This is a genomic window from Butyrivibrio sp. YAB3001 (genome assembly GCF_900112195.1).
Taxonomy (GTDB): Bacteria; Bacillota; Clostridia; order Lachnospirales; family Lachnospiraceae; genus Butyrivibrio.
In genome coordinates this window covers 452240-478787 of the sequence record NZ_FOKR01000002.1, presented here as the reverse complement: position 1 = coordinate 478787, position 26548 = coordinate 452240, and the positions used below count along the sequence as shown (strand labels likewise).

23 protein-coding genes are annotated in these 26548 nt (G+C 37.6%); 20 read left to right on the top strand and 3 right to left on the bottom strand.

All coding sequences use genetic code 11. The features are described from left to right. The first annotated feature begins 85 nt into the window (after positions 1 to 85). From rhaD to BM086_RS02000, 12 genes are all read left to right on the top strand, one after another. The gene (rhaD, locus tag BM086_RS02055; protein WP_092322655.1) at positions 86 to 934 is read left to right on the top strand and encodes a rhamnulose-1-phosphate aldolase; all 849 of its coding nucleotides are present in this window, start codon (positions 86 to 88) and stop codon (positions 932 to 934) included. A 32-nt stretch (positions 935 to 966) separates the two neighbouring features. Further along, positions 967 to 2397: a rhamnulokinase gene (gene rhaB, locus BM086_RS02050; RefSeq protein ID WP_092322653.1), complete on the top strand. Its 1431-nt coding sequence runs from the start codon at positions 967 to 969 to the stop codon at positions 2395 to 2397. Positions 2398 to 2602: 205 nt separating this feature from the next. Then, the gene (locus tag BM086_RS02045; RefSeq protein ID WP_092322650.1) at positions 2603 to 2944 is read left to right on the top strand and encodes a PepSY domain-containing protein; all 342 of its coding nucleotides are present in this window, start codon (positions 2603 to 2605) and stop codon (positions 2942 to 2944) included. A gap of 261 nt (positions 2945 to 3205) precedes the next feature. Beyond that, positions 3206 to 3727: an RNA polymerase sigma factor gene (locus BM086_RS02040; RefSeq protein ID WP_092322647.1), complete on the top strand. Its 522-nt coding sequence runs from the start codon at positions 3206 to 3208 to the stop codon at positions 3725 to 3727. After that, the gene (locus tag BM086_RS02035; protein ID WP_092322645.1) at positions 3724 to 4155 is read left to right on the top strand and encodes a hypothetical protein; all 432 of its coding nucleotides are present in this window, start codon (positions 3724 to 3726) and stop codon (positions 4153 to 4155) included. Before BM086_RS02040 ends, BM086_RS02035 begins: the two co-directional genes overlap by 4 nt. Continuing rightward, a complete protein-coding gene (locus tag BM086_RS02030) occupies positions 4152 to 4739 on the top strand; it encodes a hypothetical protein (RefSeq protein WP_092322642.1) in 588 nt (195 codons plus the stop codon). Before BM086_RS02035 ends, BM086_RS02030 begins: the two co-directional genes overlap by 4 nt. 3 nt (positions 4740 to 4742) lie before the next feature. Further along, positions 4743 to 5042, top strand: coding sequence for a LiaI-LiaF-like domain-containing protein (locus BM086_RS02025; RefSeq protein ID WP_092322639.1), 300 nt, complete (start codon positions 4743 to 4745; stop codon positions 5040 to 5042). Between the two features lie 324 nt (positions 5043 to 5366). Next, a complete protein-coding gene (locus tag BM086_RS02020; protein WP_092322637.1) occupies positions 5367 to 6344 on the top strand; it encodes a DUF5688 family protein in 978 nt (325 codons plus the stop codon). Between the two features lie 102 nt (positions 6345 to 6446). Beyond that, positions 6447 to 8051, top strand: coding sequence for an AAA-like domain-containing protein (locus tag BM086_RS02015; RefSeq protein ID WP_092322636.1), 1605 nt, complete (start codon positions 6447 to 6449; stop codon positions 8049 to 8051). Positions 8052 to 8167: 116 nt separating this feature from the next. Next, entirely contained in the window at positions 8168 to 8818 is a 651-nt protein-coding gene (locus BM086_RS02010; RefSeq protein ID WP_092322633.1) for a helix-turn-helix domain-containing protein, read from the top strand. A gap of 242 nt (positions 8819 to 9060) precedes the next feature. After that, entirely contained in the window at positions 9061 to 11922 is a 2862-nt protein-coding gene (locus BM086_RS02005) for a leucine-rich repeat protein (protein ID WP_092322630.1), read from the top strand. Positions 11923 to 12051: 129 nt separating this feature from the next. Next, complete coding sequence (locus BM086_RS02000) at positions 12052 to 12276, top strand: hypothetical protein (protein ID WP_141107687.1); 225 nt, start codon at positions 12052 to 12054, stop codon at positions 12274 to 12276. Positions 12277 to 12356: 80 nt separating this feature from the next. Here BM086_RS02000 and BM086_RS01995 read toward each other — a convergent pair whose 3' ends face one another. Further along, positions 12357 to 12956: a TetR/AcrR family transcriptional regulator gene (locus BM086_RS01995; protein ID WP_092322625.1), complete on the bottom strand. Its 600-nt coding sequence runs from the start codon at positions 12954 to 12956 to the stop codon at positions 12357 to 12359. 259 nt (positions 12957 to 13215) lie between these two features. On the opposite strand from BM086_RS01995, the gene BM086_RS01990 reads away from it, so the two are divergent. Both BM086_RS01990 and BM086_RS01985 read left to right on the top strand, forming a co-directional pair. Then, the gene (locus BM086_RS01990) at positions 13216 to 15135 is read left to right on the top strand and encodes an NAD(P)/FAD-dependent oxidoreductase (RefSeq protein WP_092322622.1); all 1920 of its coding nucleotides are present in this window, start codon (positions 13216 to 13218) and stop codon (positions 15133 to 15135) included. A 135-nt stretch (positions 15136 to 15270) separates the two neighbouring features. Next, entirely contained in the window at positions 15271 to 16428 is a 1158-nt protein-coding gene (locus tag BM086_RS01985) for a Gfo/Idh/MocA family protein (RefSeq protein WP_092322619.1), read from the top strand. A gap of 104 nt (positions 16429 to 16532) precedes the next feature. Here the strand turns inward: BM086_RS01985 and BM086_RS01980 are convergent, their stop codons facing one another. Continuing rightward, positions 16533 to 16949, bottom strand: a complete 417-nt coding sequence (locus BM086_RS01980; protein ID WP_092322616.1) for a hypothetical protein — start codon at positions 16947 to 16949, stop codon at positions 16533 to 16535. 279 nt (positions 16950 to 17228) lie between these two features. Between BM086_RS01980 and BM086_RS01975 the strand changes: the two genes are divergently transcribed. Beyond that, positions 17229 to 18962, top strand: coding sequence for an ABC transporter ATP-binding protein (locus BM086_RS01975; protein ID WP_092322613.1), 1734 nt, complete (start codon positions 17229 to 17231; stop codon positions 18960 to 18962). Positions 18963 to 19765: 803 nt separating this feature from the next. Here the strand turns inward: BM086_RS01975 and BM086_RS01970 are convergent. Further along, positions 19766 to 20665, bottom strand: a complete 900-nt coding sequence (locus tag BM086_RS01970; protein WP_092322610.1) for a PilZ domain-containing protein — start codon at positions 20663 to 20665, stop codon at positions 19766 to 19768. Between the two features lie 292 nt (positions 20666 to 20957). Here BM086_RS01970 and BM086_RS01965 point away from each other — a divergent pair, with 292 nt between their 5' ends. The 5 genes from BM086_RS01965 to BM086_RS01945 all read left to right on the top strand — a co-directional run bounded on the left by BM086_RS01965 (position 20958) and on the right by BM086_RS01945 (position 26341). Then, positions 20958 to 21653 carry a YggS family pyridoxal phosphate-dependent enzyme gene (locus BM086_RS01965; RefSeq protein WP_092323510.1) on the top strand — a complete coding sequence of 232 codons (696 nt, stop codon included), beginning with the start codon at positions 20958 to 20960 and terminating at the stop codon, positions 21651 to 21653. A 164-nt stretch (positions 21654 to 21817) separates the two neighbouring features. Further along, positions 21818 to 23476: an EAL domain-containing protein gene (locus BM086_RS01960; RefSeq protein WP_092322607.1), complete on the top strand. Its 1659-nt coding sequence runs from the start codon at positions 21818 to 21820 to the stop codon at positions 23474 to 23476. Between the two features lies 1 nt (position 23477). Next, on the top strand, positions 23478 to 24776 hold the full coding sequence (locus tag BM086_RS01955; protein ID WP_092322604.1) for a sensor domain-containing diguanylate cyclase: 1299 nt from the start codon (positions 23478 to 23480) through the stop codon (positions 24774 to 24776). A 21-nt stretch (positions 24777 to 24797) separates the two neighbouring features. Further along, positions 24798 to 25070, top strand: a complete 273-nt coding sequence (locus tag BM086_RS01950) for a hypothetical protein (RefSeq protein ID WP_092322601.1) — start codon at positions 24798 to 24800, stop codon at positions 25068 to 25070. 119 nt (positions 25071 to 25189) lie between these two features. Next, entirely contained in the window at positions 25190 to 26341 is a 1152-nt protein-coding gene (locus tag BM086_RS01945; RefSeq protein WP_092322599.1) for a GGDEF domain-containing protein, read from the top strand. The last annotated feature ends 207 nt before the right edge of the window (positions 26342 to 26548 follow it).

Below are 26548 nucleotides of genomic sequence, written 5' to 3'. Positions count from 1 at the left end.
GAGCGTATTGAGTGGAACAATACGTGACATTACGTTTGAGTTTTGCATCATAAATATAGATATAAGCATGAAGGAGATAGCTATAATGAAAGTTTTGGATTCAAAATTTGCACAAGGATTCTGCCGTCTGTGCGTTGATGGTTTTTATCAGGGATGGCATGAGAGAAACGGCGGAAACCTTAGCTATAGAATTAAGAGTGAGGAAATTGAAGCTGTAAAGGAAGAACTTGATGAAGCTTCCGAATGGAAAGAGATAGGTACAACCGTAAAAGAACTTGCCGGAGAATATTTCATGGTAACAGGATCAGGGAAGTATTTTAGAAATGTTGAGATTGATCCTGCTGCAAATGTATGCATTATCAAGTTAGACGATACAGGCGAAAAGTACAAGATCGTGTGGGGACTTGTGGAAGGCGGACGCCCAACATCAGAGCTTCCTTCACATCTTATGAATCTTGAAGTGTGCAAAAAGCGCGATGAGAACATAAGAGTTGTATATCATTGCCATCCGGCAAATACAATCGCCCTTACTTTTGTGCTTCCTCTCGATGGTAAGATCTTTACAAGAGAAATATGGGAGATGGCAACAGAGTGCCCAATAGTATTTCCTGAGGGAATTGGCGTGGTTCCGTGGATGGTTCCCGGTGGAAGAGAAATTGCGGTTGCAACTTCCGAGATCATGAAGAGACAGGATGTTGCTATTTGGGCTCATCACGGAATGTTTGCCTGCGGAACTGATTTTGATATTACCTTTGGTCTTATGCATACAGTTGAAAAAGCAGCAGAGATTCTGGTGAAGGTTATGTCTATGACAGACAGAAAACGTCAGACCATAGAACCTGATGATTTCAGAGCATTAAATGAGCCCTTTGGAGTTAATATAAGCGAAGATTTTCTTTATGAAAAGAAAAATCGAACTATTGGTGAGTATTAAAAGTGGCGACTAATCAGTGAGGCGTGGAACATATGAAATACTACTTGGCGATTGATATTGGTGCTTCTTCGGGAAGACATATCCTTGCTCATATGCAAGAGGGCAGAATTGTACTTGAAGAAGTTTACCGTTTTTATAATGGCATGGATGATAAGGACGGGCATAAGGTCTGGAATACGGAAAGGCTTTTTTCTGAAATCCTTGAGGGAATGAAAAAATGTAAAGAACTTGGAAAAATTCCTTATTCCATGGGAATTGATACCTGGGGTGTTGACTTTGTGCTTCTGGATAAGGATGACAAGCTTATTGGCGATTGCGTGGCTTACAGGGATGGCAGAACAGAAGGGATGGAAGCTGAAGTCTACAGGATTATTTCGGAAAAAGACCTTTATGCAAGGACAGGCATTCAAAAAGCTGTTTTTAACACAATTTACCAGCTCATGGCTATAAAGCAAAAGACTCCTGAGACTTTGACTAAAGCAAGAACACTTCTAATGGTTCCCGACTATTTTCATTTTCTTTTAACAGGGGTGCGCAAGCAGGAATATACGAATGCATCAACAACGCAGCTACTCAATGCAAAAACGGCCGACTGGGATCATGAACTGATAGAGCTTTTGGGATTTCCGGATGAACTATTTGGAGAGTTATCCATGCCGGGAACTACAGTGGGACAGCTAAAAAAGAGCGTAGAAGAAAAGGTTGGATTTAACTGCAAGGTGGTTCTTCCTGCAACGCATGATACAGGTTCTGCGGTTATGAGTGTGCCTTGCACTGACGAAAATACATTATATATTTCTTCGGGAACATGGTCACTTATGGGATGTGAACTTGCAGAAGCAAACTGTTCTGAGGAGGCTAGGAAAGCCAATTTTACCAATGAAGGCGGATATCAGAAAAGGTACAGATTCCTCAAAAACATCATGGGCCTTTGGATGATCCAGTCTGTGAAAAAAGAATTTGAGCAGGGGTATGATTTCGATGGAAAGAAAGAGAATGATGATTTTTCTTTTTCCAATCTCTGTAAGAGAGCAGAAGAGGAAACGATAGAGTCGCTTGTTGATGCCAATGATTCGAGATTTTTAAATCCTGATTCCATGGTAAAAGAAATTCAGAATGCGTGTGAAGAATCTGGACAGCCTATACCTGAAACTCCCTGGGAGATATCAAGAGTTATATACCGAAGCCTTGCTGTATGCTACAAAGATGCTGCTTGCGAAATAGAAGCAATTACCGGCAAACATTTTGACAGCATCAACATTGTAGGTGGTGGCTCTAATGCAGAATACCTAAACTGTCTTACGGCAAAAGAAACAAAAAGAAGAGTCAATGCAGGCCCCGGTGAGGCTACAGCAATCGGAAACATCGGAGCGCAGATGATATCGGATGGCGTATTTGAAAGCTTAACTGATTTCAGGAAATGCGTTTATGAATCCTTTGGAGTGAAGAACTATTTAAACTGATTATAGTGCAGCTGTTTTATACTAACTCGACTATATGCTTGCTAAAATTTAAATCTGCTGCGTTGTTATCAGTTGTCGATGGAATTAGAAGCAAGAATAAACTTGGAATAATAACGGTATGAAATAAAATGCATTTGTGACAAATATGTGATATTGGGAATGATAATCTTTTTATATCAAATAAATCACAAGCGAGGATTACATTATGATAAAGAAGATTATTGTTCCTGTTATGGCAATCGCAACAGTGTTTGTTTCTATAGCTTCAGTTCCTTTCACTGCTTATGCAGCAGATAAATACTACAATCAGCAGATTAAGATGATCAGTACAGAGACAGGTAAGAATACTGAGATAAGTTCTGACAAGGCAATTGAAATTGCTATGGCAGATGCGGGATATACTAAGGATGATGCGATTTATGCAATGTCAGAAAAGGATGATGAAGAGAAAATTTATGAAGTGGAATTTCGTATTGGATTTGTCGAGTACGAATATGAGATATCTGCTGTAAATGGCAGGATACTTAAAAGAGTTATAAATGATTGAGAGCACAGCAAAAGAAATTCTTAGAGACAATCTTGTTTTTTTGTTCCGGGAAAACAGGGTTGTCTTTTTTCTTTTCTTTTTTTTATTATTTTTGAAAAAATTTGAAAAATTTGAAGACAATTATATTCCAGAATCGTTATATTAGATGATGAAGGAAATATTTTCAGACAGAATATGAGAAAAATTACTAGAGTTAAGCGTGGTAATAGTTCAGGTCAGGAAGATTAGTCTTCATCAGAAAATGAAAGGCATAAGCAGGAGGTGAGAAAAACGGATTCAAGAGAAAAGTTAATAGAACTGATGAACAAGTACAAGAATCTGGTTTTCTCTGTGTGCCTTAAGTTGACTGGGGATTATTTTACCGCGGAGGATATCACTCAGGAAACTTTCATTTCTGCATATGAGCATTTAAACGAATTTGATGGCAGCTCAGAAAAAGCTTGGCTTTGCAGGATAGCAAGTAATAAGTGCATTGACTATCTAAAGGCTGCTGAAAGGAGAACTACTCCTACCATGGAGGAGGAAATTATCCAGTTGAAGGATTCAACGGAAGGGCCGCTAAATCTTTTTACAACTAAGGATGTTCTTAGTCAGGTTGAAAGAAAATGCCGGGAGCTTCCGGAAGGATATGCGGAAATTGCAAAAATGTACTTCGTCAAGGGAATGACTGCTAAGGCTATCTCAGAAAAAGAAAAGATACCGATAAAAACAGTCCAGACCAGAATTTACAGAGCAAGGGATATGCTCAGGAAAACTGTAAGAAAGGAGGATCTGCTGGCATGAGTAAGGACTACGAATACTTTTCAGATGAAGAACTTAATAAGCTTATTGAGTCAGTTGAAGCTGATGCAATGGCAAAAGCCCCTGAAAATCTTGAAGCAGACATTCTAAGTTACATAGATGAAAAAGAAAAGCTTCAGAATAAACAGCCTGGCAACATGAAGATAGTTCCGCTAGTACGTACAGCAAATAGCGGCGTGGTTGAATATTCATTGTACTGCGCAAAGGTCTTTGGCGCTATAGCTGCAGCAATCCTGATTTTGACAATCTCGCCTTTTATTAAGTGGGATAACGCAGTTCCTGACAGGGAAGAAGTGCTGTCGCATACAGAGATAAGATCCAGAGAAGAAGTTTTACAAGAACGTGAAAACAGAGAATTGTTGCCGAAAATAGAATCGATAGTTGAGATGATAAGGGAGAACATATTATGAAACCTACAAAGAAGAACAGATTTTTTACTTTTATTTTTTCTTTTTGCCCGGGAGCAGCAGAGATGTATCTGGGATTTATGAAAAATGGTGTGAGCATGATGGCAATATTTTTCGGAGCCTGCGGTCTTTTGGCAATTACAGCATTTGATTTCCTTTTGGCAGTAATTGCAGTAGTGTGGTTTTACGCTTTTTTCCATGCAAGAAATGTTGCAAAGATGGATGATGAATCTTTTGCGCACTACAAGGATATGTACGTTTGGGAAGAATTTGACTCTACCGGATCAATTAAAATCTCCAGCGATAAATTAAGGCTTGTTGCTTCAGTTGCACTCATCCTTATCGGAGCCAGCATCCTTTGGTCCTATGTAACAGATGTAATTTACAAACTAATTCCTGAATCAATCTGGGGAGAGACATACCAGCTCATCAACAGTGTTCCAAATGTTGTTATTGCGATTGCACTTATTGCAGCAGGTGTCATTCTTGTAAATGGGAAAAAGAAAGAGCTTAGTAATTCCCAGAATGTTGCCGATGTGGTAGCTACTAATGCTTTTACAGAAAAAGACAATTCGAAGGAGGCCTAAGCTATGGAAAACACTATCAGAGTACATAGAGTTGGCTCCATAACCACCGGTATTTCATTGATTGTGGCAGGCATTGCATTTCTTATGCATATGTTCTTTGGAATTATAAGTTATGAGATGATATTCAAATTGTGGCCGGTTATAATAATCGGACTTGGAATAGAACTTCTAATTTCAAATATCAGAACAGACAAGATTGTGTACGACAAAGCAGCGATATTTTTACTTATCATTATGACCTTCTTTGCAATGGGCATGGCGTGTGCTGACTGGGCTATGGGGAATCTTGTGAATTATCTATAAAGCATGATATTTATGCATAACTATAAATATGAATAAATGCGTTGTTTAAGATAGTACAAACGTATTTATATCATATTACTGTATGATTGTGCCAATAAAGTGCTATGTTGTTATTCTGCATTCAAATTCTGATTTCTTCTGAAACTGTACAGATTATTTCCTGATATGTTATAGTAAGCATTACGCAGGATTGTGTGAGCGCATTGTGCGTAACAATTCAAGACATCACTTTGGACAATTACATTATTACGTTACATAGATGTTTACGGTATCTGCCGCGTATATATGGTAAGAGAAAGAATTATCGTTATTTTAGGAGGAAATATGACGTACGAGGAATTTTACGAAGAGCTTAAGGAAAAAGTAGAAACAGGAGAATATGCCGAGGGCTGGGAGCATAGATTTTTTGATGAAGGCTATACGGCAGCAGATGAGAGCGAAGCTGAACTTATCAGACAGACAAATATCAAATATTATGGCGAAGAATCAGATTGCATCAAGGGCGATTTCCTTGTCATAACAAAAGAAGAAAATGATACCACAGGCGTCTGCCGCTTTGAGATGAAATATCTTTATGATTCATATAATGAATCAGGCTGGGATTATGTTAAAGAAATCATAGATACAAATATACAAATGTCAGATCAGGCAAATAGAGACGTACTCCAGCACATGGAAGAATATGAGGTTATAAAGGATAATCTTATCTTGCGTCCAATCAATTTTACTCAGAATCGTTCAAATCTTATGGATAAGATATATAAGAGAATTGGTGATATTGCCCTTGTTCTCTATGTGCTTGTCAGAGAAACAGAACATGACCTTGGAAGTGCAAAGGTTCCAAAGTCTCTGCTTACAACATGGAATAAGACAGCAGAAGAGGTTATGGATTATGCGCTTGTTAATTCAAACATGAAATTCCCGCCAAGACTTTTCCTTGATCCTCATGATGTAAATAAGAATCCAAACGCAGGAATATTTATGGCAATCGGTTCAAATATTACATCAATCGAAGATAGACAGGTTCCCCTACTTACTTGCACAAGGCATGAAAATGGAGCACTGGGATTCTTTTACAATGGCGTTAAAGAGAGAATAGCATCTCTATTCGGAAACAGCGATTACTATGTTGTCTTCACCGCTGTAGAAGAAGCAAGACTCCACAAAGTTGGAACCTGTGATCCAAGAGAAATTCTTCGTTCGCTAAAAGCAACAAATAAGGCATTTCCTGATACCATGCTCTCAAACAAGATTTATAAGTATTCTTGTGAAAAGAATGAGCTGGAGATGCTGGAGCTATAAGAATCAAACCTGCAAATTCAATAACATGAATTATGGGGAATAGTATAAATAACTTATAATGATTTTTTTAGAAAACTTGATTCATGAGAGAGTTCTTTTTATATGAAGAGTTTTAATACTGCGGCGGTATGCGTGCCTTCTAAACATTATATGGTTGATATTACTAAAAAAGTTGATGAAATCAGAAAAATGGTTGACGATGGTAAATACTTTACAATCAGCCGTCCCAGGCAGTATGGAAAGACAACCACTCTTAATCAACTAAAAAGGGTTCTGGATAAGGATTATACAGTTTTGTCGTTGGATTTTCAGAGCATTGATAACGATGCATTTGCAAATGGTGCTTTTTTTTCTCAGGCTATGGCTCGTATCGTGCTTGATGCTTATGAGTTTGAGAATGTTTTGATACCTGAAGATACTGTAGATGCGCTAAAAGAGCTTAATGCCTCCGAACAGGACAAGGTGAAAATGGATGATCTGTTTCGAATCTTTAAGAGGTGGCTAACGAAATCAGAGACATCTGTGGTTCTTATTATTGATGAAGTTGACAGCGCTACTAATAATCAGGTATTTCTTGATTTTTTGTCACAGCTACGCGATGGATATATTTCAAGGGACACCAAAGGAATCAAAACATTCCAGTCAGTTATTCTTGCAGGTGTTACAGATGTTAAACATTTAAAATCCAAGATACGAGAAGATAGTAACTCAAAAGAAAACAGTCCATGGAACATCGCAGCAGATTTTACTATAGATATGAGCCTTTCAGAAGAGGGCATCAGGGCTATGCTTGATGAGTATGAAGCTGATCATCATACCGGGATGAAGCCTGATGTGATTGCCAGGGAAATTAGAGATTATACTAACGGTTATCCGTTTTTGGTAAGTCGTATATGCCAGATTATTGATGAGCATTTTGTTCCGGAGAAGTTTAGCTCTTTATCTGAGGCGTGGACACCTGATGGTGTAGCCCAGGCTGCTAAGGCAATAATATCTGAAGACAATACTTTGTTTGATTCCATTATGGGAAAAATCAGAAACATGCCGGGACTTAGAGATGAACTTAGGCAAATCCTTATGACCGGAGAAACTATTGCCCACAGGCCAGATGATGATGACCAGAAGCAGCTGCGCATGTATGGATTCATTATCAATGATCATAATACTGTGGCTGTTGCTAATAAGATTTTTGAAATGCGCTTGTATAACTATTTTATTGGTGAAAGCAGATTTTCAGAGGAAATGCGTGGTGACGCCCTTGACCACAAGCCAGAGTTTATTAAGAATGGTGAATTGAATGTTCCTCTTATTATGGAACGCTTTATCGAGACTCAGAAGTATATAAGAAATCTTAACGATGAACAGGCTGAAAAGAAATTCATTGAAGAAGAGGGAAGAGAAAAGTTTCTCACATATCTCTCGCCTATCATCAATGGTGTTGGCACTTTCAGCATAGAAGAACAGACCAGAAACAGAAAGCGCATGGATATAGTCATTCATTACAACGGTAAACGCTATATTATTGAGCTCAAGATATGGCACGGTGAACGCTACAATGAAGAAGGTGAGAAGCAAGTTTTAGGCTATCTGGACTATTTCGGACTAAGTACAGGATATATGCTTAGCTTTAACTTCAATAAAAACAAGAAAACAGGAGTTGAAGAAATACATATTGGCGATAAATTGTTGTTTGAGGGAATTGTTTAAAACATAATAATATGAATGTGGTAGAAATGCAGCTCGGAGCGGGCTGCATTTTTCTTAAATCTAAATGTAAGAGGAAGAGTTTTACATACTGTATATCATGAGAGAAGGGATAACAAATGGAGATCCGCGCATACAGTGAACTATATGTTGAAAGTGCTCAGAATATATTGGGGCATATGTTTGATTTTGCGATAAATGAAGCGAATTTTTCTCCGCGGGATATAGCCTCTAGGTTTTGTATGGCACCTTGTTCTAAGCAATTTGAGATTGGTAATCCAAGATATGTTGCCGGTATGACAGGGCCGGAACTTGCTAAAGTGGTATTGAAGGAGTCGGGCTATAAAAAAGAGCTTCCTGAGGATGTGATGTATATTGATAGAAGCCCTGAATACTGGGCGGGATGGTCACTTGCTTATTATCAGTGGTTAAGGGATTACAAATTTTCGGATATATTAAGTGCGATTGGTATAGATTATATTCTGAAATTATATCCGGTTTATCATGAAATGGATATTTTAAAGTTTGTATCGCTGGCTGATGAAAAAATGAAGGAAGCATATCCGGACACTGCGCTTAAGAGGTATCGAACAAATGCTGGATTGTCACAAAGTGAGCTTGCCGAAGAATCAGGTGTCCCACTAAGGCAAATCCAGATGTTTGAGCAGAGGCAGCGTGATATAAACAAAACCAGCGCGATAAATCTTTTGAAATTAAGCAAAGTCCTTCATATAAGAATGGAAGATTTGATGGAACGGGGGGATGCTTAGAATAACAATATAGAATGGCAGTAATAAGTGTTGTTATAAAATTAGTTCAATGAATATAATAGAGAACCACCAACTTTTATCAACTAGAAGTTGGTGGTTCTCTATATTTATTCATAGTAGATGCTTTATTCTGAAATATGTTTTCCATAATAAGAATGTGAAAGTGAAATAAAAATGATTAAATGATAGCATTTCTATCATTTATGGATAGATTATTTTGGGTGTATATGTGATACTATTTGATGCGAAAAATGAATGCTCATGTGATACCAAAGGCTGTACAGAAGATTGTTGAAATAACTCCAATGATGGCTAATGAGCAATTTTACAAGAATAATGATAAAAGAAGTAACAATATTTATGTGAGAAGGAGCATTTTTGTGAAAACCAGATATTACTTTATGTCAATCATATTACTATTCTTTTTTCTTTTTGTGATGAAAATGGATGCAAAGGCTTCTAATGTGATTGAGACGAAGACCTTGACTAATGGGGATAGCGTTAATACATGGACTATGTATGGTGATGGGACATTGGTCATTAGTGGAAAAGGCAAGATATCAGATTTAAAAATTGAAAAGTACAAATCAGGTATTAAAAGCATAATTATTGAAGAAGGGCTGACTTCAATAGAGAGTGGAGTTTTCTATGATGCAAAAGCAGTGAGAAAGGTATCGATTTCTGATACTGTTACTTCTATTGGTGAAAATGCTTTTTTTCACTGTGATAGTTTAGAGAGTGTTATTATTCCTAAATCAGTGGTTGCTATAGGTAAGAATGCATTTTGCTATTGCAAAAGCGTAAAAGAAATTACAATTCTGGGTCCGCTGAGTAGCATTTCTGTCGGTGCTTTTCAAAATTGCCATTGTTTGGAAAAGATTAATATACCGGATTCTGTTTCGATAATAAATAATGCTGCATTTTATAGATGCGGAAGCCTTGAAACAATCAATATTCCAGATAAAGTAAAAGTAATTGGAAAAAATGCTTTTGGTCATTGTAGTAAACTGAAAAATGTAGGGATTTCAGAATCGCTTGTGAGTAAGCTGAATTTGGATGATGTGTTTAATGGAAGCTTATGGGCAATCGATAAGGAAGGAACACTTCGTGGTTTTGCAGGGGATATTCTGTATGAAATCGATGCTGATGGAGTGATGACTTTGTCAGGAAATGGTTATCTAGATATTGAATCTGGACTTTCGGATTATTCAGATATGGTAAGAACAATGGTATTATCAGATGACCTTATATTTGATGTCTCTTATAAATCATCATGGATAAAGCGATATTTTAAAAATCTTGACAAAATTATTAATAATTCTTCGACATTATTATTGCTTGATTCGGGATATGATAATGATGACTATTCATGGTGTAATATAAAAGATGTTACTGAATCTATTCTTGTTTTAGGAAAAGGAACTGCAGTAAAAGTCGATAAAAAATTAGAAGCGTACTATACAGTTACTTTTGATGGTAATGGTGCTACAAGCGGAACAATGAATGATGTAAGATGTATGGTTGGTAAAGACCAAGATTTACCTGAGAATTCATTTAAAAAGCAAGGATATAGATTTTCACAATGGCTTATTTATATTGGAAATGATACATATTTTCACTCAACGGGGACTACTACAATAAATATACCTAAGTACGCTTTTATTCAATACGAAGTTGATACAGTTAAACTTGTTGCAGCGTGGGAAGTAGACACCCCACAGTGTACGCTAACGTTTAATGGTAATGGTGCTACAAGTGGAAGTATGAATGATTTTGATATTTATGCTAATGCAGAGTATGAACTTCCTAGTAACTCATTTGTGAAAACGGGATGTAAATTTAAAAACTGGAAGTATGATATAGGTGGAAACGTATATACAGCATACGATGGCGATATAATATGTATTTCGGATGATATGGTCAGAAGTTATGATGTACAAGCAATCACCCTCATTGCTCAATGGGAAAAAGATTATTCCAATTATACTATTGTATTCGATGGTAATGGTGCGACCAATGGAAAAATGAAAAATATCATTTCAGCAGCAGGAACTTCTAAAACTTTGCCAAAGAATTCTTTTGTTAAACAAAAGTGCAGATTTATTGGATGGAAATATTTTATTGGAGGTGTTTCATATACAGTTAAGGATGCGTCTACCATAAACATCCCAGAAAAAGCACTTAAGCGTAATGATATAGAGAAGATTAAGCTTATAGCTCAGTGGGAGAAGGATTATTCAAAATATAACATTACTTTTAATGGTAATGGCGCAACCAGCGGAAAGATGAAAAATATTTCTGCAAACGCGGATAAAGCAAAGACACTTCCTCAAAATACTTTTGTTAAAACCGGATATATATTTAAAGGTTGGAAGTATGAAATAGGTGGTACAGCTTATGCAGTAAATGACGGTGCAGCGATAAAAGTATTAAAGGGTGATCTTAAGAACAATGATATTGAAACTCTGGAACTTGTTGCCAAGTGGGCTAAAGATCCTAAGTATGGACTTAAGAAAGTTGGAACAACAATTACTGACAGTAGTTCAAAAGCAAAGTATATTGTGGTTTCTGCAAATAAAAAGAATCCTACTGTAAAATATGCAAAAAGCACTGCGAAGAATGCCAAAAGTATTACCATTCCTACAACTATTGTTTATGAAGGAGTTACCTACAGAGTAACAGAAATAGCGGATAATGCTTTTAAAGGTAATAAGGTTGTAACTACTATTAAAATGGGGAAAAACATAAACAAGATAGGAAGTGAAGCGTTTATGGATTGTGCATGCCTTACATCTGTAGTTGTGGGTGCAAATGTGACTAGCATTGGCAATAATGCTTTCAACGGATGTGCTTCACTTAAGGCATTGTCACTTCCTAATAAGGCAAGTAATCTTGGAAAAGCGTTTGTAGGAAATTGCGCTAAGCTTAAGACTATAACAATAAAGAGCGTAACTATGAGCAAAGATTCAATTTCTGACGGTGCATTTACAGGAATTGCAAAAACGACAACCATTACAGTTCCAAAGAATAAGAAAACTGCTTATACTAAGCTGTTCCAGAAAATGGGACTTGGAGAAAAGGTTAAGATTACTGAAAGTAAGTAATAAAAAATGCAGCTCAGAAGGGCTGCATTTTTCTATGTTTCAAAAGCTTTTCTTCTTTTTCCATGTTAGTGACACTTCTGTGATAAATGAAATGTTAACCTATATTCATAAGATAACAGAAGGAGATGTATGAATATGGGAATGGGATTTATGAGAAAAATTACAGTACTTGTTATGGCTACTATTATTACTGCAAATATGGGAACAGTTAAAATAAATACAAATGATAATCTATCAAAGGCTCAGATGATGCAGATATCCTGCCATCATTGTCATGAGAACATCACAGTAGACATAAGCGGTGATCACGCTATATGCGAACACTGCGGTGAGAACAATATTTTTGCTGGCTAAGAACAGGTTACTGTTCAGACAAAAAATGCAACACTATGCTGCACATTTCGTGAGCAAATGACTCATTAGAGAGTTTATTCTTATCCTTGTGGAAGGTATTTCTTATATAAGTCCTTCAGGTCATCACGAACATCCAGTATTGCATTAAGCCCGAGAAAGAAGTTTTCAAAATCATTACTGGTGCCTTTGCTGATGCACCATTTTACCTCATGCCCTGTAAAGGTGTGAGCAAGTACATTATATAGAATCTCAGGGGAGTTAGAGTTTCTAATCTCCCCTTTTTGCTGTGCTTTTTTAATTATAAGCTCACACATTCTTGTTAGCGAATCTCTCATATCAAGGCTGTGATGGTTTTCCTGAAGATTAGATATTATCATATGGCTAAAAAGATCACTGCCAAATGACATGGTATCCCCAATGAGTTTTGAAAAGATATATATAAGCTGCTCAAATGATGAATCAGCTTCAATGAAATAGAATGGATCTGAAATCAGCTCTGTTATAGTTGTGTCATATAAATCCAAAATCAGTTCGTCTTTTGAACCGGCATATTTATAAAAGGTTGGTTTAGTGATATCACAAGATTCACAAATATCGTTTATTGTAACATTTGCATATCCCTTTTTCCTGATAAGTTCTATTGTTGTGTTTCTGATTGTTTCCTTAGTTATCTGCTTCATTTTATATCCCTTTACTATGGTAAAAAAATATTTACTTTGATATGATATCACATACTTCTTTTGCGGTATACAGTTAAATATCTTTAATTTATCTCATAAAAATCGCTTTGTGAAACTGTATAAAAGTAACATATTAAATTTGTTTAAAAGAATGAATTTGTGCAATATGCCCTATTTATATTTGACAACATACCCTTTTTAACGCGATAATTTACCTATGGCAAATGTTCGTTTACTAAGGTAAAAAAGGAGGATATGTATGTCACACAGTTTATTCGACAAAACTACACTGGGGTCTATGAAGCTTAAGAATCGAATCTTCATGTCACCAATGGGGACAACAGGAGAGGCAGACGGTTCCTATTGTAATGAAGGTATTGACTATTTTGAAGAAAGAGCAAAAGGTGGCGCAGGACTCATCATTACAGGCGCAAACGTTGTTTCAACAAAGTATGAGCCCAGACCATGTACAGAGCTATCAAATTTTCATCATGTTGAACGCTTGAACATGCTTATTGAAAGATGTCACCATTATGGAGCAAAGGTTTGTGTACAGCTTTCACCAGGTCTTGGAAGGCAGCAGTTTACTGATCCATTTACAGCACCTTACAGTGCAGGTAGCGTAAGTTCATTCTGGTTCCCAGATCTTATATGCAAGCCTTTTGAAAAAGAGGATATCAAATATCTTGTTGAAAAGATTGGTTATTCAGCTTCACTTGCTATAAATGCAGGCGCAGATGCTATTGAGCTTCATGCTTATGGCGGATATCTACTTGACCAGTTCCAATCAGTACAGTGGAACAACCGCACAGACGAATATGGTGGAAGCCTTGAAAACAGAATGAGATTTACCCTTGAATGTATTGAAGCAATCCAGAAGAATGTGCCTAAGAATTTCCCAATAATCGTTAAATTCACTCCTATCCATAGAGTAGAAGGATTCCGTACTATTGACGAAGGAATCGAAATGGCAAAGATCCTTGAAAAGTCAGGCATTACAGCGCTTCATGTTGATACAGGATGTTATGAGGAGTGGTTCCAGGCAATTACCACTGTTTATAGTAAGGATGCACATAAGATTGATGCACAGAAAGCAATTAAAGAGGTTGTAAATATCCCAGTACTCGGCGACGGAAAACAGCTTAAACCCGAAGTTGCAAAAAAGACAATAGAAGATGAAATAGTTGATTATGTAGGACTTGGTCATCAGATGCTTGCTGATCCATATTGGCCAACCAAGGTTAAATCAGGACATCTTGAGGATATCACACCTTGTGTTGGATGTAATGAATGTCTTCTTGCAGGCTTTTCCGGAAAGCACTACTATTGTGCTGTTAATCCGCTTTGCTATGCAGAAAAATCATTCAAGCTTCCTAAGCCGGATGGCAGCGTAAAAAATATTCTTGTCATCGGTGGTGGCCCTGCAGGTATGGAAGCTGCTATAACAGCGAGAAAACGTGGATGGAATGTTCAGCTTTGGGAAAAAGAATCACGACTTGGCGGAACATTATGGGCAGCCGGCGGTCCTGATTTCAAATCAGATGTTCTTCGTCTCATCAGACATCTTGAAATACAGTGTTACAAGTCCGGAGTTGATATTAAACTCAATAAGGTAGCAACAGCTGAAAATGTAAAAGGTGGAAACTTTGATAAGGTTATTCTTGCTGCAGGTGCTTCTCCGGTGATTCCTCCTATTGAGGGCATCGAGAATACAATTCTTGTTAGCGATTATCTGACACATAAAGCATGTGTTGGTAAAAAAGTAGTAGTAATAGGCGGTGGCCTTGCAGGAACAGAGGCAGCTTGTGATATTGCTGTAAATGCAGAAGAAGTAACTATTGTTGAGATGCTTCCTGATATTCTTTATACAGCAGCGCACTGTCTCAACAACGATCAGCATCTTAGAAAGATGGTAAAAGAACGTGGTGTTAAGGTCGAAGCTGGCGCCAAGGTTCTTAAGATCACAAAAGACAGTTTAACTTTTGAAAAAGATGGCAAGCAGACAACAATTAACTGCGACAGTGTTCTTAATGCAGCAGGCTTCAGAGCTAATAACCAACTTGAAGATGTACTTGAAGAATGCTATGAAGACGTTACAGTTGTTGGTGATGCAATTGCTCCAAGAAAGATACTTACAGCTATTCATGAAGCTTATCATGCTATTCGAGTTATGGAATAAGTGGGATATATTACTATAATTAACGTTGTAAGCATTTCATATCTATGATTCTAATTGGCGAAGCCCTTGTCGGCTTCGCCTTATTTTTATATCCTATGAATGGGGAAATTATATATATTCAGGAAGGTAACATAAATGATAAGAACAGCTGTTATAGGTGTTGGAAATATGGGAAGCAAATATGCATCCATTCTGCAAGATGGTCTTGTAAATGGAATGAAACTTGCTGCCCTTACAAGATTAAAGGAACCATACAAGAAACTTCTTCATAAATCATTAGAAGACGGAGTGCCGGTCTTTGAAAGTGCAGATATGCTCTTTGAAGCTGTTGAAAATGGGGAGCTTAATATTGATGCTGTGATAATAGCAACTCCCCATTATGCTCACGAAGAGATTGCAGTAAGAGCATTTAAGAATAATCTTCATGTACTCTGTGATAAACCATCCGGAGTATATTCAAGGCAGGCGAGGCTCATGGAAGAAGCTGCTGACAGGTCAGGAAAAATCTTTTCAATGGTCTTTAACCAGAGAACACTTCCGGTTTATATCAAGTTAAAAGAAATTGTTTCAAGTGGGAAATATGGTGCTCTCAAGAGAGTGAACTGGGTAGTAACCGACTGGTATCGCCCTGAGCAATATTATAAATCAAGCTCATGGCATGCAACCTGGGAAAAAGATGGAGGCGGAGTTCTTTTAAACCAGTGCCCACATAATCTGGATCTTCTTCAGTGGATTTGCGGAAGCCCAGTAAGGGTTCAGGGATTCTGTCATGAAGGAAGATTTCACGATATTGAAGTGGAAGATGATGTGACCGCATATATGGAATGGGATAATGGAGCAACAGGAACATTCATTACTTCCACGGGAGATGCTCCAGACATCAACAGACTAGAGATTTCATTAGAAGAAGCACTTGTTGTCTGCGAAAATGGTATCATCAGGATTGGTGAATTAGAGCAGGAGATGGGCGGAAAAGAAGCAGACTATAAGAAAACATCTACCGACTTTTTCCGAAAAATAAATGGAACATGGACAGAGATAAGACCGGACAGTGAGCCTACACCTTACGTAAAAGTTTTAAATTCTTTTGCTGGTGAGATAAGTGGAGAAGGGAAAAGTATAGCTGATGGAAGAGAAGGAAGAAAGAGTCTTCTTTTATCAAATGCTATTTATCTGTCTTCATGGAAAAAAGAAATGGTCAGCATTCCTCAGATAGGTAGCCCACAAGAAAAAGCTTTTGAAGAAGAATTTGAAAACGCACTAAAGGAAAAGATAAATAAGATACACTGCTAGATAACAATGACGACTATGCAGCATATGTAAAAGGCCCACCCAATCAGCTACCGGAACGTTTAAAGTCGCAAATTGCGACTTTAAACGAAAGTGGTAATAATCTTTTATCTGAGCATGGCCTGTAAGTCATGCTTTATTCTTGTAACCTGTTCTATTGTCTGTTCACAATCTCTTTTGGCCTTTCCAATCTGTGATTGTACGATAACATCCATAAGGAAACCATCACAGAAAAGGTCACCAAAAGTAAGAAGTCCATTGATATGGATGGAAGAGTATCCGTTAACATCCCTTAGCTCTTTTGAAAACCTTTCAAGTGCTTTCTTGGCAGCATCAATCTCGGCTTCAGCATCACCCATCCTGGCGTGCTTGATAAGACCACTTATAAAACCGCCGCCAAGAGTATCAAAGAGTCCCCAGCCACTTGCACTTGAAAGGCTTTTCTTTGCTCTATAAAGATGGTCAAGTGCAACATCAGCAGCTTCTATTGCTTCCTGTATTTCTCTTTTATCTACCTCATACATATTTATTTCCTCCATTTTGGTGTGAAGGTGTTCTACTACAATTATCATGGTAGTACCTAAAATGAAATTAAAAAATCTTAAATCGCGAAAAATATAGAGCTTTATTTTGCTGATAACAGTGATAATAAGATGCATCACCAATTACAGATGAATATGCAAAAATAAAAAACAAGAAGGAGTGTGCATGTTCAGAATAGTTTGCAAACCCAAGAGCATGTGCTTTATAATTCAAAGTACATGCTTTTTCTTTGGCAAAAATTACATTCTACAGGAGACGACATGAATCTTATCAGAAAATTTATCCCATACTATAAACCATATATCGGAGTGTTCTTATTTGACCTTTTGTGTGCTTCGATATTATCAGTGATTGATCTGACATTTCCGCAGTTTTTAAGGATACTTCGAGCTACGCTGTTTCTTGAAGAGCCGGAAATCATTATGCAAAGACTTGGTATAATAGCAGTTCTTTTGATTGCAATGTATGTAGTCCGCTCGCTGTGCAGATGGTATGTGACATACCAGGGGCATATGATGGGAGCCAGGATGGAATCGGGAATGAGGAGAGAGCTTTTTGATAAGTTCGAGGCTTTTTCTTTTTCCTATTACGATACGCATAATACAGGCGAAATGATGAGTAAGCTTGTATCGGATCTGTTCGATATTTCTGAGCTTGCGCATCATGGACCTGAGAATATTTTTATTTCTGTTGTAAAAATAGTGGGCTCATTCATTCTTCTTATGAGGATAAATGTGCCTATGACGATCTGTCTTGTTGCGGTTGTGTTCTGCATGGCAATATTTGCGATTTTCCAAAATAGAAAGATGCGCACAACGTTTAGGGACAACAGGAAAAAGATTGCGGGAATCAATTCATCACTTCAAGATACGCTGGGGGGTATCAGGGTAGTTAAGTCTTTTACCGGAGAAGATATTGAAAAAGAAAAATTCGATAAGAGCAATCTTGAGTTTCTTGATTCAAAAAATGCCAACTACAGGCAGATGGCTATTTTCAATTCCGGCAACAATTTCTTTGAAGGAATGATGTTTATAACTGTTCTTGTGGCAGGAGGTTTTTTTATTGCAAAGGGCCAGATGACCGGAGAAGACCTGGCAATCTATGCGCTGTACATCAATATTTTCATAAATCCTGTTAATGTGCTTGTGGAATTTACTGAGCAGCTTCAAAAGGGACTTGCGGGATTTGAAAGATTTGTTGAAGTAATCGAGACTGTGCCTTCAATCGTTGATAGAGAAGATGCAGGAGAATTTAGTGAAGTCAAAGGCGTTATTGACTACGAGAACGTATCTTTTTCCTATGAAAATGATGAAGCGGTTCTTTCTGATATAAACCTTCATGTTGAGGCAGGCAAATCTGTCGCGATAGTGGGACCCTCCGGAGGCGGCAAAACTACGCTTTGTTCGCTTCTTCCAAGGTTTTATGATGTGACGAGTGGAAGCGTTAAGATTGACGGAAGAGACATCAGAGATGTTACACAGAAATCTCTTCGCTCATTCATAGGTATTGTGCAGCAGGACGTATATCTTTTTAATGGAACGGTAAAAGAGAATATTGCCTATGGAAAGCCACAGGCAACGATGGAAGAAATTGTTGAAGCTGCTAAAAAGGCTGACCTTCTGGAGTTTATTGAAAGTCTTCCGAATGGTTTTGAGACTCAGGTGGGAGAAAGAGGAGCAAGGCTATCCGGTGGACAGAAACAGAGAATTGCGATTGCGAGAGTTTTCCTTAAGAACCCGCCAATTCTGATTCTTGATGAGGCGACCAGTGCTTTGGATAATGAGAGTGAGCGTTATATTCAGGAAAGCCTTGATAAATTGTCGGTTGGCAGAACTACAATCACAATTGCGCACAGGTTGTCTACAATACTTGGTGCGGACGAGATCATTGTCCTTGACGGTGATGGAATCAGGGAGAGAGGAACGCATAAAGAACTTGTGAAACAGGGCGGCTTGTACGAGAAATACTATCGCATGCAATTGGGGAGAGTGTGATAAATTGAGCATCCCAGGCAGATATTGTATTGTGTAAGTAGCTACCTTAGAAGTAGTAGAGTGAATATGAATCGAGTGGGGAAAAATACTAAGCGTAAGAACGGTAAAGAGATTAGTATTAATACAGCCATTAGATTTAAAATATATGCACAAAAAAAGACCAGCTCGAAAGCTGGTCTTTTGAATTTCCCTGGGCTTGTGTGAAACATACGTCACATTTGCTGTGGAGTGGTGATACCCTTGAGTGAAGCTTAAGCCGCTCTTGATACCTCTTTAATATTTTACATTTCTACGCATCAGTAAAGCGTAAGCTACCTTAGCTGAAATGTTCCGTTTATAGACCTAAGGCTAGGCTTCGATAAAGCATCGCTATCTCAGCTGTCCTCGTCTTTACTCCCGTTTGTTGTGTATCTCTCTTGTTGATAAATTTATTATACAACATAAAAATAGAAAAAGATATAAAAACTTTATAAAAAATACATAATAATTGTATAATTTATTATTATTTCATTGTGAATATAAAGAAATAGTAGTGAATATAGATAAAGAAATGGTGTTAAATGATAACTATATGTGGAAAATACACAATTATCGTATAAAAATATATACACATACATGTAAATATATAATACATTATATGTTCATAGCCATATATTATGTTACTGTTCATACAGAAATGCTCGTTTACTGCGGCTTTTGTGAGATGATGAATATAAATTGTTAAGAATGACAATGATTTATTCAAATAAGAAAGAGCCTTAGAAGAGGATAGTTCAACTATTCTCTTCCAAAGCTCTTATATTTTACACATCCCTTAGATCCAAAAGGTTTTCTATGGCCTTTGCCTGTTCTGCCATTAAATGTTCCCTTCTGCGGCGCTTGTCTGTTTTTTCATCTGAGCTTATGTGCTCCAGAAGGGAAGGATCAAGAGGATTGGCATTTAATACACGCTTAGGAGAATTCTTTTCCGGAATAAGCTGTTTGGCGATATCCTCTTCAACTTCAAGAATCTGCTGTTTCTGTGAGATTTCTGGATTGAGGTCTGGAGCAGGTCTTTCAGTTTCTTTGACTTCAGGCTCAGGGGTGCCATATTTTTCAGTTTTTTTATTGTTTAATAGACCGATGAGGTCCACGTTCATATTTGAAATACTACAGCCAATGGCAGGCTTGTTTTTTACAGCAAACATTCTGACGATAACGGCGCTGACTTCGTAATTGTGCAAAGTGTTGTCGTATCTGAAAGTTACATCAATTTGATCACCGATTTTACATTTTGAAGCATTATCGACGATGAGAGACATGCCTCGCATTGAAAGATCATGTACGATGCAGTTCTTCATGGTGGCAGAGTTGCCATTAATTCTGAAAACACCGAGTTTTTCAATGTTGAAACGCTCGGATTTTCTGCTGTTTTCAGGATCCAGAGCAGAAGAGCAGCGAATAAGATGGAAATTACCATACCTGGTTTTTACAGGTGTGATAGATGTAGACATGAAATTGTAGACACGGCCATCTCTTTTGTTTCGAATCTGGACCTGTGAAGGCTCAAGAAATTGCATATATCTGCCAAAGTATTCCATTGGCTTTACTAACAGACCGGACTCAACACCGAAAATAGCTTCAGTCATGAGAACGACGTTGTGCTTATTGATACATGCATGTATTTTAACATCAGATCCGCCTGCAATATCGCTAACCTTCATGGATTATCCCCCAAATTTGAAAACGAAACCTTTGTGAGAGAAACGGTAAACCAATGGCCAAATTAAATCGCCTGATGATACGACTTGCTCCGTTACAAGTAACTCTCGCGAGTCTAAAAACATTCGGAATCCGCGCAAATGCTTTTTCCTCATGTTTTTGCGGGTCTCAAAGTCATAATGTATATCATGCGAGCATGAATACATTATGACCTTTTGACCCTATCATCATATTAATATGATATAATGTTACAAGTGTTTTATCAAGGATTTGATGGGAGAGATGTTTGATATTATGATAAAAGAAAATTTAAAAATAGTAGAAAAAAATATTGAAGAAGCATGCAAAAAGGCAGGAAGAGACAGGAAAGAAGTCACTTTGATAGCTGTCAGCAAAACGAAACCTGTCAGTGATATCAGAGAAGCAATGAGCTGTGGTATAACGGTTTTTGGTGAGAACAAGGTTCAGGAGATAAGAGATAAGACTGCTGAGATTAAAGAGCCTCTTTCATGGCATATGATTGGTCATCTTCAGGCAAATAAAGTGAAATATCTGCCCGGGGTTGCCTGCATGATTCATTCCGTTGATAACAGAAAGCTTGCTGATGAGATAGAAAAGCAGGCTGCAAAGCATGATCTTGTGATGGATGTTCTTATAGAAGTGAATATGGCAGGGGAAGATACCAAGTTTGGCCTTGCACCGGAAGCAGTTAAGGATTTTGTAAAAGAAATCTCAGAACTTAAGCACCTTCGTATTAGAGGACTTATGACAATCGCTCCTTACACTACAGAACCTGAAAGCAATAGACAGTACTTCAGAGGACTTCGCCAGTTAAAGGATGAGATAAATGCACTTAATATAGAAGGAGTTTCCATGGATACTCTTTCCATGGGAATGACAGGTGATTATCAGATAGCCATTGAAGAGGGGGCAACCTTTGTAAGAGTTGGCACCGGAATTTTCGGAGAACGTGATTATTCTCAAAAATAAGATATTTTTCAATTCTAAATTTTTCTTTTTTCTATCATTAATAATAGAAAAGATACCGAAATATTAAATAACTATAAACGAATTTACACTAAAAAAGCCTGATAGTATAATTAGAATATACTGTCAGGTATTTTTGCCTATGCCCATAATCTGAGGTGAAACTAATGGAAAATATGATGCTGCTTAGTAAGTTTTTTGATGCTTTGGCACAGTCGTCAAAGAATAGATATATCTTTGTGTGTGATATACAGCAGGATATATGGAAGGGTTCGAAAAATATGGTTGAGCAGATGGGGCTTCCTTCAGACATAATGGTTGGCGGCGGGGTTATTTGGGGAGAACACATCCATCCTGATGACAGGGAACGTTTTATCCAGGATATTGCAGATGTCTTTTCCGGAAAAACGCAGATGCATGATATGGTCTACAGGGCGAAGGATGCTGATGGTGAATATGTTGTCTGCAGCTGTTTTGGCTCGACGATAAATGATGAAAATGGAAATCCATTATATTTTGTGGGAACCATTGATAATCATGGTATTGCCAATGAATTTGATGCAGTGACAGGTCTTTTTACAAAAGAAAAACTGTTGGATGTACTAAGAGAAAACAGGGAAGCAAAGCAGAAGTACAATGTACTGTTTATCGGTATCCTTAATTTTACTGAGATCAATAATGTTTACGGATACGATTTTGGAAATAAGGTATTAAAAGAGTTTGCAAACCACCTTTTTGATTATCCGGAGGCTGAGGCCTTCCAGGCCGGAGGAACCAAATTTGCGTTGGTTTCCTCAGAGCTTTCATTTAAACTGATGAAACAGGTATTCGAAGAACTCGTAGAGTATGGAAGGCATGGCATAAAAATAGATGGTATTGATGTGACATTGGTTCTTGGAGGTTCATACACTGAGGTTGTAAATTTCAATGTCGATGAAAGGGCGGTTTATACCAACGGTATAAGAGGACTTGGAGAATCCATGAAAGAAAAGCATGGCGAGCTTCAGGTGTTCAGCATAAGTAACCTTGATAAAAACCATGAAAGAATTGTACTTATAAATGCGCTTAGAAACAGTATCAATAATGGATGTCAGGGATTTTCGCTGGTATTTCAGCCTATAGTGGATTCAGTTAATGAGGAAGTTAAAGGCGCAGAGGCTCTTGTGAGATGGAGTAAGGATCCTTTTGGAAGTGTTCCTCCTGAAGATTTTATAGCATGGCTTGAGGATGATCCTATATTTTATGACCTTGGGTTATGGATTTTCAGGACAGCGATGAAATTGTGGAAAGAAATAGTCCTTCCTAAATATCCTGAGATTTCGCTTAGCATAAATGTTTCATACATGCAGCTTGAACGTCAGAATTTTAGAAAAGACTTTATGAAAATAGTAAGAGACCTTGATTTCCCGGTTGACAGACTTTTCCTTGAACTTACTGAGAAATGCAGGTTTCTTGATAAGAATTTTTTACGCAATGAGATTATTTTCTTTAAATCAAATGGAATAGGTGCTTTTATCGATGATTTCGGAACCGGATTCTCAGCGCTGGAACTTCTTCTTTCACTTCCGGTAAGCGGGATAAAGATTGATAAATCTTTTGTTAAAGGCATTGAAAATGATGAGAGAAAAAAGATTGTGGCAAGCGCGATCATAAAATGTGCAAAGGATGTCGGAGTTACAACTACAGTTGAGGGTATTGAATCGGCGCAGATGCGGGATATCCTTTCAGATTATGACACAGCATTTTTCCAGGGCTTTTTATATTCACAACCTGTTTCCATCGAGGAATATGTGGAATTGCCACTATTTGACAGAAAGATAAAGTGATATGAAAGAATTTGATTCTGAACAGATTGGACAGATTCTTGATAATTACATAGGTGGAATATGCGTATTTTATTACGATGTTGATACTTGCAAGTATAACTTTCTTTATGTTAATGATGGTTTTTTTAGAATGCTGTCAGTGACGAAGCCTGCCGGAATGATGCTTCTTACTAATGCAATGAAGACGGTTATTCCGGATGACATGCCGCTTATACAGCAATGGATCAAAGATGTAATAAGCGATAACGGCTCGGTAGAAGTTGAGTTCAGATATGTTACTCTAGATGGTCAGCTATCCTGGATCGCGATAAGAGGAAATCTTTATGAGAGAAAAGGAAGTATCAACACCATAGTCTGCGCGATCACGGATATTACAGAAAAGAAATCCATTGAAGAAGAGTTTATGACTCAGTATGAGTTTATGAACAAGCTTATGGATATCGGCATTAATTTTGACTACAACGTCAGAAATGATGTATGTGAGATAAGAACCGGAAAAAGTTGGATGGAATCAGGAAACATGCTTGTTGACAGGTTCAGCGAGCGATATCAGAACTCAGGCATACATCCCGATGACCTGGAAATGTTTAAAAACGCAGTAAAGATTGCGATGAAAAGACCTATGCAGGACTCCTTCGAGTGCAGGGTAGCATCGCCTTTTTCCAAAAAGAAGCAGGAATACAGATGGTATAAATGCAATATTATGAGCGTTCTTGGAGTAGAGGGGTATGTAACCCATGTGCTGGGGCTTATCTCGGATATCCATGAACAAAAGCTTCAGGAGATAGAGCTTAAGCTTAGGGCGGATAAGGATTCGCTGACAGGACTTCTTAACAAGGGCGTGACAGAGGAACTGATTACAAAGAATCTTTTATTCCTTGAGGAAAATGAGAAAAAGGGCGCGCTCATCCTATTGGATGTGGATGATTTCAAAAACGTCAATGATACACTTGGACATGCTACGGGTGATGAGGCGCTTTCTCTTATAGGTAAAGTTCTTCTTAGAAACTTTAAGGGAATGGATGTAGTTGGCAGAATCGGCGGCGATGAGTTTATGATTTTTATGGGGGATATTAAGGAAACTCATGACGCAGTATCTATGGCGGAAAAGGTTCAGAAAGAAATATTAAAAGAATGTACTAATGAGGAATTAAAGAAAGTTTTTTCTGTTTCCATTGGTATAGTGCTTTGCCCGGATAATGGGTGGGATTTCCAGGAACTTTATAAGCTTGCGGATGAAGCTCTTTATGAATCCAAGAAGCTTGGCAAGGCGAGATTTAGTATTTACCAAAAGCAGTAATAAAAGAATGGAATCGATACTATGTTGAGAACACAGCCATTAAGCAAAAATTTTACACTTGATCAGATCAATCATCTGATTGATACCGGACATATCTTTGTTATGCCATTTGGATTGAACCGGACTGCATATATTGTGGTTAACCACAAGCCTTTTCAGGTTATTGTCACAGATATTTCCATAAGAGGGGTGCAGCTTAGCGGAGCCTGGTACGCATGGGAAGATCTGCAGGCTATGGGAGGCGTCTATGAATCAGAATTTGAGGCGCTGAAAGCCATATCCGGTGGGGCATAGAGATTCTTTTCCCAGTATTTATTAAGAATGTATAAAATTTGTAAAAATAGCAACACGTAAAATTATTTTGATGTTAAAATTGTTTTTACGACTTGATAATTCTACTGGGAGGACCGGCTTTGAACTACGTATATTTTTATGTGGAAGCATATCTGGCATGTGCTTTCCTTTTGGGGATAGTTCTTTTTAAAATATATCATGGTGTAAATAAACAATTATCTCAGGTATATCTTGGTAATCTTGTTTTTGTACTTATCCTTTATTTCGCAGCAGAGATTTTTTGGGCGGTAGTAGATGGGGGCATAATAGTATCTACGAAGCCGCTTCTTTATCTTTCAAATGTATTTACATATGTTTTACTAAATGTAGCATCATATCAATGGTTCCTTTTGTCAGAGGCAATGCAAAATGACAAAGCTGTGGAAAATGATCCGATGAAGCTTATACTCAGTATTCCGGTGTGGCTATCTACAGTCCTTTGTGTAACAGCCTACAGGACAGGACTTGTTTTTTACGTTGATGACAATAATAATCTTGTAAATGGCAAACTGTATATATTACTTATAATTGTGCCATTTGCGTATATGATAGCGGCATCAGTTAAAGCTTTTGTCAGAGCTTTTTCAAAAGAAAAATACGCAGAGAGAAATCTTTACTTTATGATTGGTGTATTTCCTGTTGCACCTGTAGTCCTTGGACTTTTACAGGCAATTTACTGGAGAATCCCATTTTTATGTTATGGGGCAGTAGCAGCGGTTTTTTACATTTATACTTCAATTCAGGATAACCTTATTTCACTTGATCCGCTGACTCAGATCAACAATAAGAATCAGATGTACAAGTACCTTGCACAGAAAATGAGAGTTCCTGAACCGGGGCTTGCTCTTTTTCTCTTAATGGTTGATGTCGATAAGCTAAAGAGCATAAATGACGGTTATGGACGAAGTGAAGGCGACAGAGCGCTTGTCAGAATATCAGGCGCAATCAAAAATGCATGTCAGGGACCAAGGAGCAGATTTTTTGTTTCCAGATATGGTGGAGATGAATTTGTGATTGTTGCGGAAATGGCTTATAGAGCAGAAGCAACATGGCTGGCGGATCAGATCAAGAATAATGTGAGACGTCTCATAAATGATAACAATGTACAGTATCCACTATCAGTGAGCGTTGGCATAGCCCAGTACGACTATGAAGAGCCTATTTCAATGCAGGCATTCATTGCCAGAGCAGATTTAGACCTTCACAAACAAAAGAAATTAAACGCCGGCTGATGTCGGCGTTTTTTACATTACTTTTCCAATAAGACTTACAAGAAGGCCGGCAAGGATAAAACCGGCTAAAATTGCTATTGCATAAATGAATTTCATTCTTCCCATTGTTACACCTCTTCAAGAATTATAAGAATAAAAACATGATATAATTTATTTATAGGCCAAAATTTCAGCATGACCTTTTGATACTGCCACAAGATTCATTAT